Here is a 14,689-nt window from a genome sequence, read left to right on the forward strand (position 1 = left end):
CTCATCTACTCTCAAAGGTAGAGGCCGCGATAGGAAAGAGTAAGCTATGGGAGATTTCATGGAATCTGTGATCATAGGCTGAAAGGGACTATTGCCGAAATATAAGAATAACCATCTTATTCATATATTGGGACTACATTGAATAAATGTAGTACTGTCATAAGATTTATTTTATGGAGAGCTATTTGGAGATGTTGATGCGGTTTCTTATTTTGAGGAGATAACAACTCGTTTATTTTTTCAATATATATTTTTCCTAATAAGAAACGCGTGTGAACATTGTTCCGCGCGTTTTTTGTCTATCTAAAAGCGTGCTGCAATGAATAGAAGATTGGGGTTATGAGTTTTAGAGGAAATAAGGGAGGAATTTAAATGTATTTACACGGCACAAGCCGAATTAATGGGCAAGGACACTTAGAAATTGGAGGGTGCGATACGACGCAGCTAGCAAAGCAATACGGAACACCACTTTATGTATACGATGAAGAGTCTATTCGAGGAAAATGCCGAGCATTTCATCGTGCTTTTAAAGAAAGTGGTTTCTCTTATCAAGTAGCATATGCAAGCAAGGCGTTCTTGTGCATGGAGATGTGCCGAGTAGCTCGTGAAGAGAATATGTCATTAGACGTTGTTTCTGGAGGAGAATTATATACTGCGCTCCAAGCAGGATTTCCAGCATCACGTATTCATTTTCATGGAAATAATAAAACAGAAGAAGAGATAGTGATGGCTCTTCAGGCGAATATCGGTTGTTTTGTCGTAGATAATTTCTTTGAATTAGAAGTTTTACACGATTTAGCGATGCAACATGGAAAGTTTGTGAACATATTAATTCGTGTAACGCCTGGAGTAGAGGCGCACACACATGAATATATTACAACAGGCCAAGATGATTCGAAATTTGGATTTGGCGTTTCAAACGGTCAAGCGATGCAGGCAATTGGATTTGCTTTACAAAAATCCAATTATAATGTACTAGGGATTCATTCACATATCGGATCGCAAATATTTGAAACAGCTGGCTTTGTTCGAGCGATTGAAGTTCTTCGCCAATTTTTAGAAGAAGTGAGAGAGCAAACAAACTATGTAGTAAAAGTGTTAAATGTAGGTGGGGGATTTGGAATACGCTACACAGAGTCGGATACACCGTTAACTCTTGAGACATATGTGCGAGCTGTAACAAGTGCAGTGAGAGAACAATTTACTGTATGTGAATATCCATTGCCAGAAATATGGATTGAACCAGGCCGTAGCATTGTAGGTGATGCTGGGACAACAATTTATACAGTTGGGTCTGTGAAAGATATTCCTGGTATTCGGAAATATGTATCAGTCGATGGTGGAATGACAGATAATTTAAGACCTGCTTTATATAGTGCGCGTTATGAAGCAATGTTAGCGAATCGAGGGAATGATGAGAATGAGGAACTCGTTTCGATTGCGGGGAAATGTTGTGAGAGCGGAGATATGTTGATTTGGGATATTCATTTACCGAAAGTCGCTTCTGCTGATTTACTAGCAGTTTCCTGTACAGGAGCCTACGGGTACTCGATGGCGAATAATTACAATCGGATTCGAAGACCAGCCGTTGTCTTTGCAAAAGGCGGAACATCGCAAGTAGTTGTGGAACGCGAAACATATGAAAATATTATTGGGAACGATCGCATACGTATTAAAGAGCTTGTTTAAATAGAAAAAGGAGTTGTTCGGATGGGCAATTCCTTTTTTGTAAAATAAAATAATTAAAATATATCGGAAAACTAGGATTGAAAAAAATCAGAATTGTGATAAAATACAAATACAAAGCTTATCAAGAGAAGCGGAGGGAACTGGCCCGAAGAAGCTCGGCAACCTGCTTATAGAAAGCAAGGTGCTAAATCCAGCAAAATGGAATCCATTTTGAAAGATAAGGTAAAATATATTACCGAACAGTCTTTTCGAAATGGGAAAGATTTTTTTTATGAATAAAAAGGGGGGCTGTTCGCGTGGGTGTACGGGAACATTTTGATGAAGTATCCGAGAAGATTGAAGCGATGCTTGCTGATATGAAATATGGCTCAATTACAATTGTTGTGCAAGATGGAAAAGTAATTCAGTTAGAGAAAAGTGAAAAAGTACGTTTAAAGTGAAAAGCGCTGACTAGAAAAACTAGAGGCGGTTTTAACCTATTTTCATTAGGTTAAAACCGTCTTTTTGCTTTTACAGGGGGAAAAAACATGTTGACGTATGAAACGTGGGAAGAAAATGTTGTTTCGTTTTCGGAAGAAGATGAAACAAAAGGCGCGTTATCAGTATTAAATTGGGCTTATGAAGAGTATAAAGATGAAATCGTCTACGCATGTAGCTTTGGGGTGGAAGGTATGGTATTGCTGCACCTTATAAACCAAGTAAATCCATCTGCTAAAGTTGTATTTTTGGATACAAATGTTCATTTTCAAGAAACATATGAATTAATTCAAAGAGTGAGGGAACGATTTCCTTCATTGAATATTATAGAAAAGCAGCCAGAACTTACACTTGATGAACAGGCGAAGTTGCATGGTGAAAAACTGTGGGAGAGCAATCCGAATCTTTGTTGTAAGATTAGAAAAATTTTACCTTTAGAAAAATCATTAGTCGTGGAAAAAGCATGGATATCGGGCTTAAGAAGGGAACAATCAGAAACACGTAAGCATACAAAGTTTATAAATCAAGATCATCGTTTTCAATCTATTAAAGTTTGTCCACTCATTCATTGGACGTGGAAAGAAGTTTGGCGATATGTATACAAACATAGCTTGCCGTATAACCCGTTGCATGATGTTGGCTATCCAAGTATTGGGTGTGAGAAATGTACTTTACCTGTAGGGGATGGTGGCGATTCAAGAGATGGTAGATGGGCTGGGAAAGTGAAAACCGAATGTGGTCTTCATTATCAATAAGATGAATCTTGAAATAAAGCTAAGAGGGGATATAGAAAATGAGCACAGTAAACGAATTAGTAAACCGTATAGATGAGACATATGATGTATCACAAATTGAAAAAGAAATTAAATTAGACAACATTGCTTTAAGTGATTTAGAACTATTGGCGACAGGTGGATATAGCCCGCTTACTGGTTTTTTGGGGAAGGAAGATTATGATTCAGTCGTAGAGACGCTTCGTTTAGCAAATGGTAGTGTGTGGAGTATACCAATTACATTACCGGTAACAGAAGAAGTCGCAGAAAGCCTGAAGACCGGAGAGGAAGTAAAGCTTGTCAACAATGGAAATATATATGGTGCTATTCAAATAGAAGATATTTTCGTACCAGATAAAGAAAAAGAAGCGTTACTTGTATATAAAACAACGGATGAGGTTCATCCAGGAGTGAAAAAGTTATATGAACGACCAAACGTTTACGTTGGAGGAACTATTATTCTAACAAAACGCTTTGAAAATAATCAATTTCCTTCTTATCATTTAGACCCAATTGAAACGAGAGAAGAATTTAAAAAACGTGGGTGGAAAACAGTAGTCGGATTTCAAACGAGAAACCCGGTACATCGTGCCCATGAGTATATTCAAAAATCTGCTCTTGAAATTGTAGATGGTCTCTTTTTAAATCCACTCGTTGGAGAAACGAAATCGGACGATATTCCTGCTGATGTAAGAATGGAAAGCTATGAAGTACTCCTTCAAAACTATTATCCGAAAAATCGTGTCTTTTTAAGTGTATTTCCTGCTGCAATGCGTTACGCAGGACCAAGAGAAGCGATATTTCATGCGTTAGTAAGAAAGAATTTTGGATGTACCCACTTTATTGTAGGACGTGATCATGCCGGAGTAGGAGATTATTACGGAACATACGAAGCGCAAGAAATCTTCACGAATTTTACGATAGAAGAGTTAGGCATTACACCACTATTCTTTGAACATAGTTTTTACTGCACGAAATGTGAAGCGATGGCTTCAACGAAAACATGTCCGCACGGAAAAGAAGATCATGTTATTTTATCAGGTACGAAAGTAAGAGAATTATTAAGAAACGGTGAGATTCCGCCAAGTACATTTAGTCGTAAAGAAGTAGTAGAAGTGCTAATTAAAGGTTTAAAAAAAGAAGTTGTAACAGAATAGGGAGAGAACGAGATGGATACGAATATTACTTGGCATACAGCTTCGGTTTCAAAAGATGAGAGAAGATTGAAGAATGGACATCACAGTTTTGTAATTTGGTTTACTGGTTTATCAGCTTCGGGTAAATCTACAGTAGCGAATGCGGTCGCTCGTAAACTGTTTGAAAAGAATATTGGAAATTACGTGCTGGATGGGGATAACATTCGCCACGGTTTAAATAAAGACTTAGGATTTTCTGAAAGTGATCGCATGGAAAATATAAGACGTATTGGCGAAGTGGCAAAGTTATTTGTAGATCAAGGAACAGTTGTCCTTACAGCATTTATTTCACCATTTCGAGTAGACCGCAAACAAGTAAGAGATTTATTAGCGGCAGATGAATTTATTGAAATTTTTGTGAAGTGTCCGATTGAAGAGTGTGAGAAACGTGATCCGAAAGGGCTTTATAAAAAGGCAAGAAAAGGTGATATTAAGGATTTCACAGGTATTGATTCGCCTTATGAAGAGCCAGAGCAAGCAGAATTAATTGTAGAAACGCACAAATATTCTATTGAAGAATGTGCAGAACAAATCGTGAAGTACTTACAAGAGCGTAGTTTTATCCCGCTATTTGCCGGGAAGTAAAATTCCTACCTCAAAGTTCGATTGGGGCAAGGAAGTTAGGTGGGGGGCGGGCTGCCCGTAAATACCCGATTGGTTAAGGCTAATAATCAGCGTGGGATGAACAAAACTCTACTGATTAAAGTTTCACTTTATATAGGGGGATTTAAAAATGAGTTATGAAAAAGTATGGGCTAACAATGAAAAACTAAATCAAACGGAGAAAAATAAATTAGAAAAAGATGGCTTAGAAATTTTTAATGATATTCCTTACTATGCGGAAAATGGATTTGAATCTATTCCGAAAGAAGAGTGGGATGCTTTTAAATGGGCGGGATTGTATTTACAACGTCCAAAAGAAGCTGGTTATTTTATGATGCGGGTAAATATTCCGTCAGGGATTATTACAAATGCGCAGGCAGAAGTACTTGCTTCTATCGCTGAGGATTATGGACGTGATGTAATAGATATTACTACGAGACAGGCGATTCAGTTTCACTGGTTAGAAATTCAGCAAATACCAGATATTTTTAAAAGATTAGCAAGAGTTGGATTATCTTCAGCGGGGGCTTGTGGTGATATAACGCGGAATATTACAGGTAATCCGCTTGCTGGAATTGATGCAAATGAACTATTTGATACGACACATATTGTGAAAGAGGTATATGACTATTTCCAACATAATGAAGAGTTTTCTAATTTGCCACGTAAATTTAAAATGTCTATTAGTTCTAATATTTATAACTCAGCAAACGCAGAGATTAACTGTGTTGCATTTACACCTGCTACGAAAGAAATAGATGGTGATAAAAAAGTTGGTTTTCATATAAAAGTAGGCGGAGGATTATCAGCCCGTCCATATTTAGCTGATGAATTAGATGTGTTCGTTTTACCAGAAGAAGTGAAGGCAGTGGCAATTGCGATTGCTACTATATTCCGTGATTTTGGATATCGTGAGAAACGTCATTTAGCCCGTTTGAAATTTCTTGTTGCGGACTGGGGAGCAGAGAAATTTAAAGAGAAACTAATAGAATATACAGGGCCTTTACAAAGTAAAGGGGAAAGTGCACTCAAAGGATGGAATGCAGGCTATTTTTATGGTGTTCAAGACCAAAAACAAGAGGGATTAAAATATGTAGGTTTTAATGTACCGGTAGGTCGTTTACATGCAGAAGAAATGTTTGAGATTGCAAGAATCGCAAAGCAATATGGAAATGGACAAATTCGTACATGTAATTCACAAAATTTCATTATTCCGAACGTTCCTCCGGAAAATGTAAAAGGATTACTTAGTGAACCGTTGTTTGAAGCGATATCTGCAAGCCCAAAATCATTTATTGGTCATGCGGTTTCATGTACCGGTATTGAATATTGTAATCTTGCACTAGTAGAAACGAAAGAAAGATTACGAAAAATTGCAGAATACTTAGATACACAAATTGCACTCGATGTTCCAGTTCGAATTCATATGGTAGGCTGCCCGAATTCATGTGGTCAACGTCAAATTGCTGACATTGGGTTACAAGGGGTGAAAATGAAAACGAAGGAAAAGGGAATTGTTGAAGCATTTGAGATATATGTAGGTGGAACGTTGTTAGATGGCGGTGCCTACAATCAAAAGTTAAAAGGAAAAATAGATGGCGAGGATTTACCTGATGTACTCGCATCATTTATAAGTTATTTCAAAGAGAATAAATTACCAGCCGAAACATTTTATGATTTTGTAGGTCGTGTTGGTGTAGACACATTACAAATAGCGTTAAATAACGTGTTAGAAGAAGTCATAGCGTCTTAGGGGGGACAATATGGATTTATATCGATTTGAAGCTGTATTAGTGAGTGATATTGTTCCGATTGTTGTTGTTGCTCAAAGTGAAGAACAGGCATTTAAGCTTGCGGAGATTGAGCTTGAAAAACATTTTTTACCGTTGCCAGAGGTAAAAGAGATTTCTTTGTTTGAAAAAAAGAAGATTCGAAAAGGTGCAGCATTTGTTATTCATGAGTAGAGATTAGTAATACGAAAAAATAAAAACTTCCATTCTTATATACGAATGGAAGTTTCATTTTAATAGTAGAAATGAGGAGAGATGATGGGGAAGGTTTATATTGTTGGAGCGGGTCCTGGCGATCCAGATTTAATTACTGTTAAAGGGTTGAAATGTATTGAGAAGGCAGATGTTATTTTATACGATCGCCTTGTGAATAAAGAGCTGCTTTCACACGCAAAGCCTGACGCGGATTTAATTTATTGCGGGAAACTCCCGAATTATCACACGATGAAGCAAGAAACAATTAATACATTTCTTATTAAGTATGCGAAAAAAGGGAAAGTTGTAACGAGGCTTAAGGGCGGCGATCCATTTGTATTTGGTAGAGGGGGAGAAGAAGCGGAAGCATTAGCAAAGCAAGGTGTACCATTTGAAATCGTCCCAGGTATTTCGTCTGGAATAGCTGCACCTGCTTATGCTGGTATTCCAGTGACGCACCGTGATGCAAGTGCAAGTTTTGCTATTGTGACTGGGCATAGGAAAGAAGGTGCTGAAGAAGAAGTGAAATGGGAAAGTTTAGCGAAAGGTGTAGAGACTTTAGCGATATATATGGGGGTTAGTAATTTGCCCTACATATGTGAGCAACTTATGAAGCATGGAAAAGGTAAAAGTACGCCAGCTGCTATTATTGAGCAGGGGACGACGTCTATGCAACGTACAGTTGTTGGGACATTAGGAACAATTGTAGATGTTGCGAAAAAAGAGCAAATTCAAAATCCGAGCATGATTGTAATTGGAGAAGTTGTCCGTTTTAGAGAAAAAATCCATTGGTTTGAGAAGCAAACGGAAAATGCTTATCAAGTAAGTGGAGTGTTGTAAAATGAAAGCCGTCTTATATATATGTCATGGAAGTCGTTTGAAGACAGCGAAAGAAGAGGCGATTCAATTTATTACATCGTGTATGAGTCGTATAGAAGCGAATATTCAAGAAGTTTGTTTTTTAGAGTTAGCGAATCCTTCTATTGAAGATGGTTTTCGTACATGTGTGAAGCGTGGGGCCACGGAGATTATTGCCATCCCTGTTTTTTTATTAGCGGCAGGTCATGTGAAGAAAGATATTCCATTTGAATTGGTAAAGCTCAAGAATCAATATCCGAATGTTAAAGTGACTTATGGTAATCCGTTTGGTGTATCAGAAACACTGATCAAATCAGTATATAACGGAAGTGGTATTGAAAAGGAAGGGAAGGCTGAAGTGACCCTTCTGCTCGTTGCAAGAGGAAGTAGTGATCCTGAAGTATTACAAGATATAAAATGGATCGCCTCTTTATTTCAAGCTGAGGAGAAAATTAAAAAAGTTGAGGTTTGTTATTTAGCGGCTGCGGAGCCGAAATTTGAGAGGAAATTGAAGGAAGTTGTAGAACGGGAAGTGGAGAACATCGTTGTGCTACCTTATTTGTTATTTACAGGTTTACTTATGAAACATATTGAGAAAGAAGTGCGCCAATATGCATTGGAAGAGATAAAAATCAGTTCATATTTAGGGAAGAATGAAGCGTTACAAGATATGTTAATTCAGAAAACGACGGAGTTATTGAAAGGAGATCAGTATGTATCCACTTACAGTGCGAGTTAATGAGCAACGCGTTGTTGTTATTGGTGGGGGAAAAGTTGCAGGATTTAAAATTATTCCTTTACTCAAACAAGGTGCGGATATAGTTGTGATCAGTCCAGAATTAGATGCGAATTTAGTAAAACTTGTGGAAGAAAAGAAAATTCGTTGGTATCAAAGAGAATATGAAAAAAGTGATATTAAAAATGCTTTTTTAGTTGTTGCAGCGAGTAGTGATTCAATATTAAATGAACAAGTTGCTGAAGATGCCGCAGAGAATCAATTAGTAAATGTTATTACAAATCCGGAAAGTGGTAATGTTCACTTTCCAGCAGCGATTCATCGTGGTTTGCTTAATATAGCAGTTTCTACTGGGGGAGCGAGCCCAAAGCTCGCAAAAAAAATTCGAGATGAGATTGCAAATAAATATGATGAGACATATGAATCGTATTTAGATTTTTTATATGAAGTAAGGGTGAAGTTAAAAGATTTACAGTTAGAAAAGAGAGAACGAAATATATTACTCCAAGAAGTGTTGAAATCAGTATATGTGCAAAACGAGAGAGAAAGAGAAAGTTTTTTGCGAGAATTAGAGGGAAAGGTTTTAAAATAATAAAAGATAAAGTGCGCTTTACAAATATAAAAATATAATTTATAATCACAAGTAACTTCAATAGATGAAATCGATGAGCAAGAAGAGTACGTATATTTGATGCGTTCAGAGAGCTGGGGTTAGGTGGGAGCCCGGTACGATAAATTATACAGAATGGGCTTGCGAGAGGTATGTTGAACATTGTAGTAGGCAACCCGGGTTCCGCCGTTAAAAGGATAGAGTATCGGAATTATTCCTGTACTTGAACAAGTGGGATTTATCAATCCAATTGAGGTGGTACCACGGTATTTACATTACATATATCGTCCTCTACATGCATATTTGCGTGTAGGGGACTTTTTTATTTTCTAAAGGAGGTGTGCGAGTATGAAATGAAAGTGTATAATTAACAAAAGTTTAAATATTCAGAAAAGGAGAATTTATGATGAAAGAAACACAGCAATGGACGTCGAAAATAGGCTTTGTACTCGCAGCAGCCGGAGCCGCAGTAGGTCTTGGTGCGATATGGAAATTTCCATATGTTGCAGGTAATGGCGGGGGAGGCGCATTCTTCCTTGTATTTTTACTGCTAACTTTATTTATAGGTATGCCTCTTCTAATAGCGGAGTTTGTTATTGGACGTAGCACGCAAAAAGAGGCGGTTACAGCTTATAAAGTACTAGTGCCAAATAGCAAATTATATCCTTGGATTGGTCGTATGGGAGTTGTTACTTGTTTTAGTGTACTATCTTTTTATAGTGTTGTAGGTGGATGGATTTTACTTTATTTATATTATAGTGTGACAGGAAGTTTCTGGAATGGAGTAGCTGATTATGGACAATTGTTCGGTGAAACGATTTCAAATCCGTTAAGTGCGATTGGAGCGCAATTTATCTTTATGCTTTGTACGATTTTTGTTGTAAGTAAAGGTGTAGAGAAAGGTATAGAAAAGGCAAGTAAGTACATGATGCCGCTATTATTTATTTTATTTATTGCGATTATTGTTCGTGCGTTAACACTCGATGGTGCTTTTGCTGGAGTAGAGTTCTTCTTGAAACCAGATTTTTCAAAGCTTACAGCAGATACAATTTTATATGCGATGGGACAATCTTTCTTCTCGCTAACTGTAGGTGCCTCGGTAATGGTAACGTATAGTTCGTATTTAAAGAAAGAGGAACATTTAGCGAAATCGGCAACATCTATTGTAAGTTTAACTGTTTTTGTTACAGTACTTGCAGGATTAGCAATTTTCCCAGCGATTTTCGCATTAGGAGTTAAACCGACTGAAGGACCGGGATTACTGTTTATCGTCCTTCCAGCAGTATTTGCAAAAATACCATTTGGTCAATTTTTCTTTATTATGTTTTTAATTTTATTCTTCTTTGCGACTTTAACATCAGCAATTTCAATGCTTGAAATTGTAGTAGCATCTGTTGCGAAAGGTAATGAGAAGAAGCGTCCGTCAGCATCATTATTAATTGGTATTCTTATTTTTGCAGTCGGTATTCCATCAGCGTTATCATTTGGGATTATGAGTGACGTGAAAATATTTGGGAAAACATTCTTTGATTTAGTCGACTTTTCGGTAAGTAACGTATTGCTGCCGTTAGGAGTACTAGCTATTTCATTATTTGTACCAAATAAAATGAGTAAAGAGTTGTTGATGAAAGAATTAGAAGTGACGGAAACGAAGGGGAAAACGTTATTTAACATTTGGTTCTTCTTACTTCGTTATGTCATTCCGATAACTGTAATAATTGTATTTTTAAATGTGATAGGTGTATTTAAAATGTTTGCATAAAAAAAGGCGGGGATCTCCCGTCTTTTTTTATGTTGTTGAATGTAATAGACGATTATACGCTTTATAGGCTGTGGTGACTGCGAGGAATGAACCGATTAAAAATAAAACTGATCCGCCAAATGTAAATATCCGGCCGATAAATGTCGCTCTAGCTTCTTCTATTTTTTGTTGTAATTGCGTATTCATATTGATCACCTCGTAAACTATAGGCATTTAGTTATAGTCTATGTAGAATGCCTATATTGTGTGAAGTGTAAATAAAAAACCTCGGTAGGTACCGAGGTTTTTTATAATCCGATATAAGGAGATGGGTCGACTGCGTTTGTCTTGCCGACATTCCATTCTCCAAGATGAAGTTCGAAGTGTAAATGTTGTCCGTATGATTGGCCCGTGTTCCCCATAAATCCAAGCTGATCGCCTTGTTTTACAGTTTGTCCATTCGATACAGAACGGCTATTCATATGAGCATATACTGTCGTATATGTTTTTCCGTTTATACGGTGAGATAAATACACTACGTTTCCGTAACTAGATGATAATTCTGAGCGAATAACAACGCCATCTGCAGCAGCGATAATTGGAACCGTTCCCGAAGCGGCGATGTCAATTCCTTTATGGTTATCTAAAGAACGTACACCAAATCCGGAAGTTTTTGATCCAGCTGCTGGTTTGATAAAGCCACCGATGTTTGTATCATGTGGTGTTGGAGCTGCTTGAGTTGCTTGAGCAGATTTAGTAGCTTGTTGTTTGCGAGCCTCTTCTGCCTGGCGAGCTTCTTCCGCTTTACGAGCTTCTTCGGCCCGTTTTTCTTCTTCAATTGCTTTTTGCACAGCTTGACGTTGATTTTCTAAAATGCCTTTGGATTCTTCTAATCCTTCAATCTCTGAATCTACTTTTGCTACTTTCGTATGTAGATCGTTAATAAGAGTCTGTTGCTGCTGTTGGTTATTTTGTAATTCTTGTTGTTTTTGTTCTAGTTTTTGCTCAGATTCTTTCAGTTGTTGTTCTTTTTTCTCAACAGCTTCTTTTTCTGTAGTTACAGCATTTTGATCAGATGTTTGTTTTTTTACAATATCTGTATCGTTGTTTAATATTAAACTTACGGAGTACATATTATCAACAAGATCAGCAATGTTTGTAGAGTTTGTTAATACTTCTGTAATGATATTTGTACGCGGTTTTTCTTGCATAGATTGTAATCGTTGTTTAATAACTTCCTGACGTGTATCTATGTTTGTTTGTAATTGTTCTATATGTTTCTTTTTGTCAGTAATTACTTGTTGTGTTTTGCTAATTTCTTTTTTTGTATCGTTTAATTCAGCCTCGTTTTTATTAATAGAAGTAGTTAATTCATCGATTTTTTTCTGTAATTCTTGAATTTCTTTTTCTATTTGTTCTTTCTCGACTGATTTATTTTGTAAGTCACTTTGTTTGCCTTCTAATTCAGATTGAATGTTAGATAATTTATCTTGATTTGTTTCAGCGTATACGGGTGAAAGTAACGGGGAAGCAAAAATCGTTCCTGCTGCTAAAACACTAAACGCTGCAAATTTCTTTTTCATAGTTGTCTGACTCCTTTCCCTATGAATGTTATATATCATAAGAAGAAGAGTGTCTATCGTTGTAATCATAATGTAAAGAAAACTTTATAAAATTGCTAAGTTTTGTCGGAATTTATCATTTTTCAACTTTAATTGTCATAGTACTTACATTTTATTTATGGCTGTAATAAAGGTATATTTTGGGATTTATCTGTAAAATACAGGAGGAAAGTATTAGTTTTTATGGGGTGAAATAGTACTTAGAAAGCTAATAAAACACTAGTAAGGAATCGTTCTCATGTGAGGTTTTCTAACATGGGTTTATTTTTTGTCAAGAAAATTATTTGCATTCGGGGAAAGTTATTTTGTTGTCAGATTTTAAATTTTGATTTATGATTTTTAACAGGGACAAAATGTAGTGAATTGTCGAATAATATGTAATACTCTTAATTTCTTAGTTTTATAGAGATAGAATGAGAGATAGAGTGACACATCGAAGAGGGGGTTACAACAAATATGAAAAGAATAGGACTTGCATGGCAAATATTAATAGGGCTTGCGCTTGGTATTGCGGTTGGGGCGATTTTCTTTGATAATCCAGCTGTTGTTAAGTACTTACAACCAATTGGTGATATTTTCATCCGATTAATTAAAATGATCGTTGTACCGATTGTTGTAGCAAGTATTGTTGTTGGGGTTGCTGGTGTTGGCGATGTTAAAAAACTAGGTCGACTAGGCGGAAAAACAATTCTTTACTTTGAAATTATTACAACAATTGCAATTATTGTTGGTCTATTAATAGCGAATATTTTCCAACCAGGAAAAGGCGTAAATATGGAGCAGTTAACAAAGACAGATATTTCGAAATATACACATACGACAGAGCAAGTACAAAGTCATTCATTTGCAGATACGTTTGTAAATATTGTTCCAACGAACATTATGAAGTCATTGGCTGACGGAGATATGCTTGCTATTATCTTCTTCTCTGTACTATTTGGTTTAGGTGTAGCAGCAATTGGTGAGAGAGGAAGACCAGTTCTTCAATTTTTCCAAGGTGTAGCTGATGCAATGTTTTATGTAACAAACCAAGTTATGAAATTTGCACCATTTGGTGTGTTTGCACTAATTGGTGTTACAGTTTCTACATTTGGTCTTGCTTCATTAATTCCATTAGGGAAATTACTAATTGTCGTATATGGAGCAATGATCTTCTTCGTCGTAGTTGTCTTAGGACTTACAGCGAAAATATTTGGAATTAACATTTTCCAATTCTTTAAGATTTTAAAAGACGAGCTGATCTTAGCGTATTCTACAGCAAGCTCAGAAACAGTTTTACCAAAAATCATGGAGAAAATGGAGAAATTCGGTTGTCCGAAAGCAATTACATCTTTCGTTATTCCGACAGGTTATTCATTTAACTTAGATGGATCAACTTTATATCAAGCAATTGCGGCTATTTTCTTGGCGCAAATGTACGGTATTGATTTATCTATTACACAACAAATTACATTATTACTTGTATTAATGGTTACATCAAAAGGTATCGCAGGTGTACCGGGCGTATCATTCGTTGTATTATTAGCGACACTTGGTACAGTAGGTATTCCACCTGAAGGTTTAGCGTTCATTGCTGGTATTGACCGTATTTTAGATATGGCTCGTACAGCAGTTAACGTTGTAGGAAACTCTTTAGCAGCTGTAGTTATGTCTAAGTGGGAAGGTCAATATGACGCTGAAAAAGGACAAGCTTATTTAAAAGAGATTTCTGAAAAGGGTCAAGCTGCTTAATTATAATATGAACAAGCTCTCACATAATATGTGGGAGCTTTTCTGTATATAGAAGAGGAGTATACATAATGAAACGTAAAAATGGTGACGGTTCTTCGTGGAAAAGACTAATAGAAAAGAGTTATAGGCTTAAGCAAGTGGAAGAGGGAATGCTCGGAATACTGGATATAAAAAAGGTGAGAGAGCCTAGTTGTAAAGAATATGATGGTAAAGAAATTTGTATTGCAAGTGATGGGTATACGTGGGTTCAATATTTCATTAATGGAAAGAACTTTGCGATTACAGTTATGTTAGATGATAGGCACAATTTAGTGCAATATTATATTGATGTGACGAAAGAATATGAAATAGACGATCGTGGTTTACCGTATTTTGATGATTTATATTTAGATGTAGTATTATTACCTAGCGGTAAGGTGTATGTATTAGATGAAGAGGAGCTAGAGGATGCTTATAAAAGTGGCGATGTCACGAAGGAAGAGTATGAGTTAGCTTGGTACACTACGAAATGGATATTAGCAGCAATAAAAAATAGTGAATTTTATTGGATTTCAATATTGGAAGAAGAAATCGAAAAGTTAAAATGATTATTGTATTCAAATTTTTGTATAATTACCAAAAAAATCTATACAAAAAATAATTGACTTTTGTTTTGTAAGCGAGTAAAG

15 protein-coding genes, 2 riboswitches and 1 other annotated feature are annotated in these 14,689 nt (G+C 36.4%); of the genes, 13 read left to right on the forward strand and 2 right to left on the reverse strand.

What is annotated here, in order from left to right; translation table 11 throughout:
• Positions 1-10: 10 nt before the first annotated feature.
• A riboswitch (Lysine riboswitch) is annotated at positions 11-192 on the forward strand.
• Between the two features lie 180 nt (positions 193-372).
• The 11 genes from lysA (at position 373) to OXT04_RS00595 (ending at position 10,689) form a co-directional block, all read left to right on the forward strand.
• Positions 373-1,689 carry a diaminopimelate decarboxylase gene (gene lysA / locus OXT04_RS00545; protein WP_000280643.1) on the forward strand — a complete coding sequence of 439 codons (1,317 nt, stop codon included), beginning with the start codon at positions 373-375 and terminating at the stop codon, positions 1,687-1,689.
• A 115-nt stretch (positions 1,690-1,804) separates the two neighbouring features.
• A riboswitch (SAM riboswitch) is annotated at positions 1,805-1,913 on the forward strand.
• A gap of 72 nt (positions 1,914-1,985) precedes the next feature.
• Complete coding sequence (locus OXT04_RS00550; protein WP_000538896.1) at positions 1,986-2,129, forward strand: YezD family protein; 144 nt, start codon at positions 1,986-1,988, stop codon at positions 2,127-2,129.
• Between the two features lie 87 nt (positions 2,130-2,216).
• Positions 2,217-2,921 (forward strand): phosphoadenylyl-sulfate reductase, encoded by a 705-nt coding sequence (locus tag OXT04_RS00555; protein WP_000959018.1) that lies wholly within the window; start codon positions 2,217-2,219, stop codon positions 2,919-2,921.
• Between the two features lie 38 nt (positions 2,922-2,959).
• Positions 2,960-4,096 carry a sulfate adenylyltransferase gene (gene sat / locus OXT04_RS00560; protein ID WP_000108781.1) on the forward strand — a complete coding sequence of 379 codons (1,137 nt, stop codon included), beginning with the start codon at positions 2,960-2,962 and terminating at the stop codon, positions 4,094-4,096.
• 12 nt (positions 4,097-4,108) lie between these two features.
• Positions 4,109-4,720, forward strand: a complete 612-nt coding sequence (cysC, locus tag OXT04_RS00565) for an adenylyl-sulfate kinase (protein ID WP_016513100.1) — start codon at positions 4,109-4,111, stop codon at positions 4,718-4,720.
• A 148-nt stretch (positions 4,721-4,868) separates the two neighbouring features.
• Entirely contained in the window at positions 4,869-6,491 is a 1,623-nt protein-coding gene (locus OXT04_RS00570) for a nitrite/sulfite reductase (RefSeq protein ID WP_000119608.1), read from the forward strand.
• A 10-nt stretch (positions 6,492-6,501) separates the two neighbouring features.
• Positions 6,502-6,702: a DUF3906 family protein gene (locus OXT04_RS00575; protein WP_000366918.1), complete on the forward strand. Its 201-nt coding sequence runs from the start codon at positions 6,502-6,504 to the stop codon at positions 6,700-6,702.
• Positions 6,703-6,786: 84 nt separating this feature from the next.
• Complete coding sequence (cobA, locus tag OXT04_RS00580) at positions 6,787-7,563, forward strand: uroporphyrinogen-III C-methyltransferase (protein ID WP_097821911.1); 777 nt, start codon at positions 6,787-6,789, stop codon at positions 7,561-7,563.
• A gap of 1 nt (position 7,564) precedes the next feature.
• A complete protein-coding gene (locus tag OXT04_RS00585; protein ID WP_097821910.1) occupies positions 7,565-8,320 on the forward strand; it encodes a sirohydrochlorin chelatase in 756 nt (251 codons plus the stop codon).
• Entirely contained in the window at positions 8,295-8,909 is a 615-nt protein-coding gene (locus tag OXT04_RS00590; protein ID WP_267412605.1) for an NAD(P)-binding protein, read from the forward strand. The genes OXT04_RS00585 and OXT04_RS00590 overlap by 26 nt, the downstream gene beginning before the upstream one ends.
• 64 nt (positions 8,910-8,973) lie before the next feature.
• Positions 8,974-9,222, forward strand: a binding site (T-box leader).
• Positions 9,223-9,333: 111 nt separating this feature from the next.
• Positions 9,334-10,689, forward strand: coding sequence for a sodium-dependent transporter (locus OXT04_RS00595; protein ID WP_000665433.1), 1,356 nt, complete (start codon positions 9,334-9,336; stop codon positions 10,687-10,689).
• A 27-nt stretch (positions 10,690-10,716) separates the two neighbouring features.
• Here OXT04_RS00595 and OXT04_RS00600 read toward each other — a convergent pair whose 3' ends face one another.
• Positions 10,717-10,875: a hypothetical protein gene (locus OXT04_RS00600; protein ID WP_001095997.1), complete on the reverse strand. Its 159-nt coding sequence runs from the start codon at positions 10,873-10,875 to the stop codon at positions 10,717-10,719.
• A gap of 101 nt (positions 10,876-10,976) precedes the next feature.
• Positions 10,977-12,251 (reverse strand): murein hydrolase activator EnvC family protein, encoded by a 1,275-nt coding sequence (locus OXT04_RS00605; RefSeq protein ID WP_000726083.1) that lies wholly within the window; start codon positions 12,249-12,251, stop codon positions 10,977-10,979.
• A gap of 495 nt (positions 12,252-12,746) precedes the next feature.
• Between OXT04_RS00605 and gltP the strand changes: the two genes are divergently transcribed.
• Together gltP and OXT04_RS00615 are read left to right on the forward strand one after the other, a co-directional pair.
• Complete coding sequence (gltP, locus tag OXT04_RS00610) at positions 12,747-14,021, forward strand: glutamate/aspartate:proton symporter GltP (RefSeq protein ID WP_000821130.1); 1,275 nt, start codon at positions 12,747-12,749, stop codon at positions 14,019-14,021.
• Positions 14,022-14,089: 68 nt separating this feature from the next.
• A complete protein-coding gene (locus tag OXT04_RS00615; protein ID WP_267412606.1) occupies positions 14,090-14,608 on the forward strand; it encodes a ribonuclease FAU-1 family protein in 519 nt (172 codons plus the stop codon).
• Positions 14,609-14,689: the final 81 nt, after the last annotated feature.

It is taken from the genome of Bacillus sp. GC_Bacil_1, assembly GCF_026540675.1.
Classification (GTDB): Bacteria; Bacillota; Bacilli; order Bacillales; family Bacillaceae_G; genus Bacillus_A; species Bacillus_A cereus.

What these genes read in the sequence shown, in the direction of transcription:
- lysA (WP_000280643.1), top strand. Translation starts at nt 373, where the DNA reads ATGTATTTACACGGCACAAGCCGAATTAATGGGCAAGGACACTTAGAA.
- OXT04_RS00555 (WP_000959018.1), top strand. Translation starts at nt 2,217, where the DNA reads ATGTTGACGTATGAAACGTGGGAAGAAAATGTTGTTTCGTTTTCGGAA.
- sat (WP_000108781.1), top strand. Translation starts at nt 2,960, where the DNA reads ATGAGCACAGTAAACGAATTAGTAAACCGTATAGATGAGACATATGAT.
- cysC (WP_016513100.1), top strand. Translation starts at nt 4,109, where the DNA reads ATGGATACGAATATTACTTGGCATACAGCTTCGGTTTCAAAAGATGAG.
- OXT04_RS00570 (WP_000119608.1), top strand. Translation starts at nt 4,869, where the DNA reads ATGAGTTATGAAAAAGTATGGGCTAACAATGAAAAACTAAATCAAACG.
- OXT04_RS00575 (WP_000366918.1), top strand. Translation starts at nt 6,502, where the DNA reads ATGGATTTATATCGATTTGAAGCTGTATTAGTGAGTGATATTGTTCCG.
- cobA (WP_097821911.1), top strand. Translation starts at nt 6,787, where the DNA reads ATGGGGAAGGTTTATATTGTTGGAGCGGGTCCTGGCGATCCAGATTTA.
- OXT04_RS00585 (WP_097821910.1), top strand. Translation starts at nt 7,565, where the DNA reads ATGAAAGCCGTCTTATATATATGTCATGGAAGTCGTTTGAAGACAGCG.
- OXT04_RS00590 (WP_267412605.1), top strand. Translation starts at nt 8,295, where the DNA reads ATGTATCCACTTACAGTGCGAGTTAATGAGCAACGCGTTGTTGTTATT.
- OXT04_RS00595 (WP_000665433.1), top strand. Translation starts at nt 9,334, where the DNA reads ATGAAAGAAACACAGCAATGGACGTCGAAAATAGGCTTTGTACTCGCA.
- OXT04_RS00600 (WP_001095997.1), bottom strand. Translation starts at nt 10,875, where the DNA reads ATGAATACGCAATTACAACAAAAAATAGAAGAAGCTAGAGCGACATTT.
- OXT04_RS00605 (WP_000726083.1), bottom strand. Translation starts at nt 12,251, where the DNA reads ATGAAAAAGAAATTTGCAGCGTTTAGTGTTTTAGCAGCAGGAACGATT.
- gltP (WP_000821130.1), top strand. Translation starts at nt 12,747, where the DNA reads ATGAAAAGAATAGGACTTGCATGGCAAATATTAATAGGGCTTGCGCTT.
- OXT04_RS00615 (WP_267412606.1), top strand. Translation starts at nt 14,090, where the DNA reads ATGAAACGTAAAAATGGTGACGGTTCTTCGTGGAAAAGACTAATAGAA.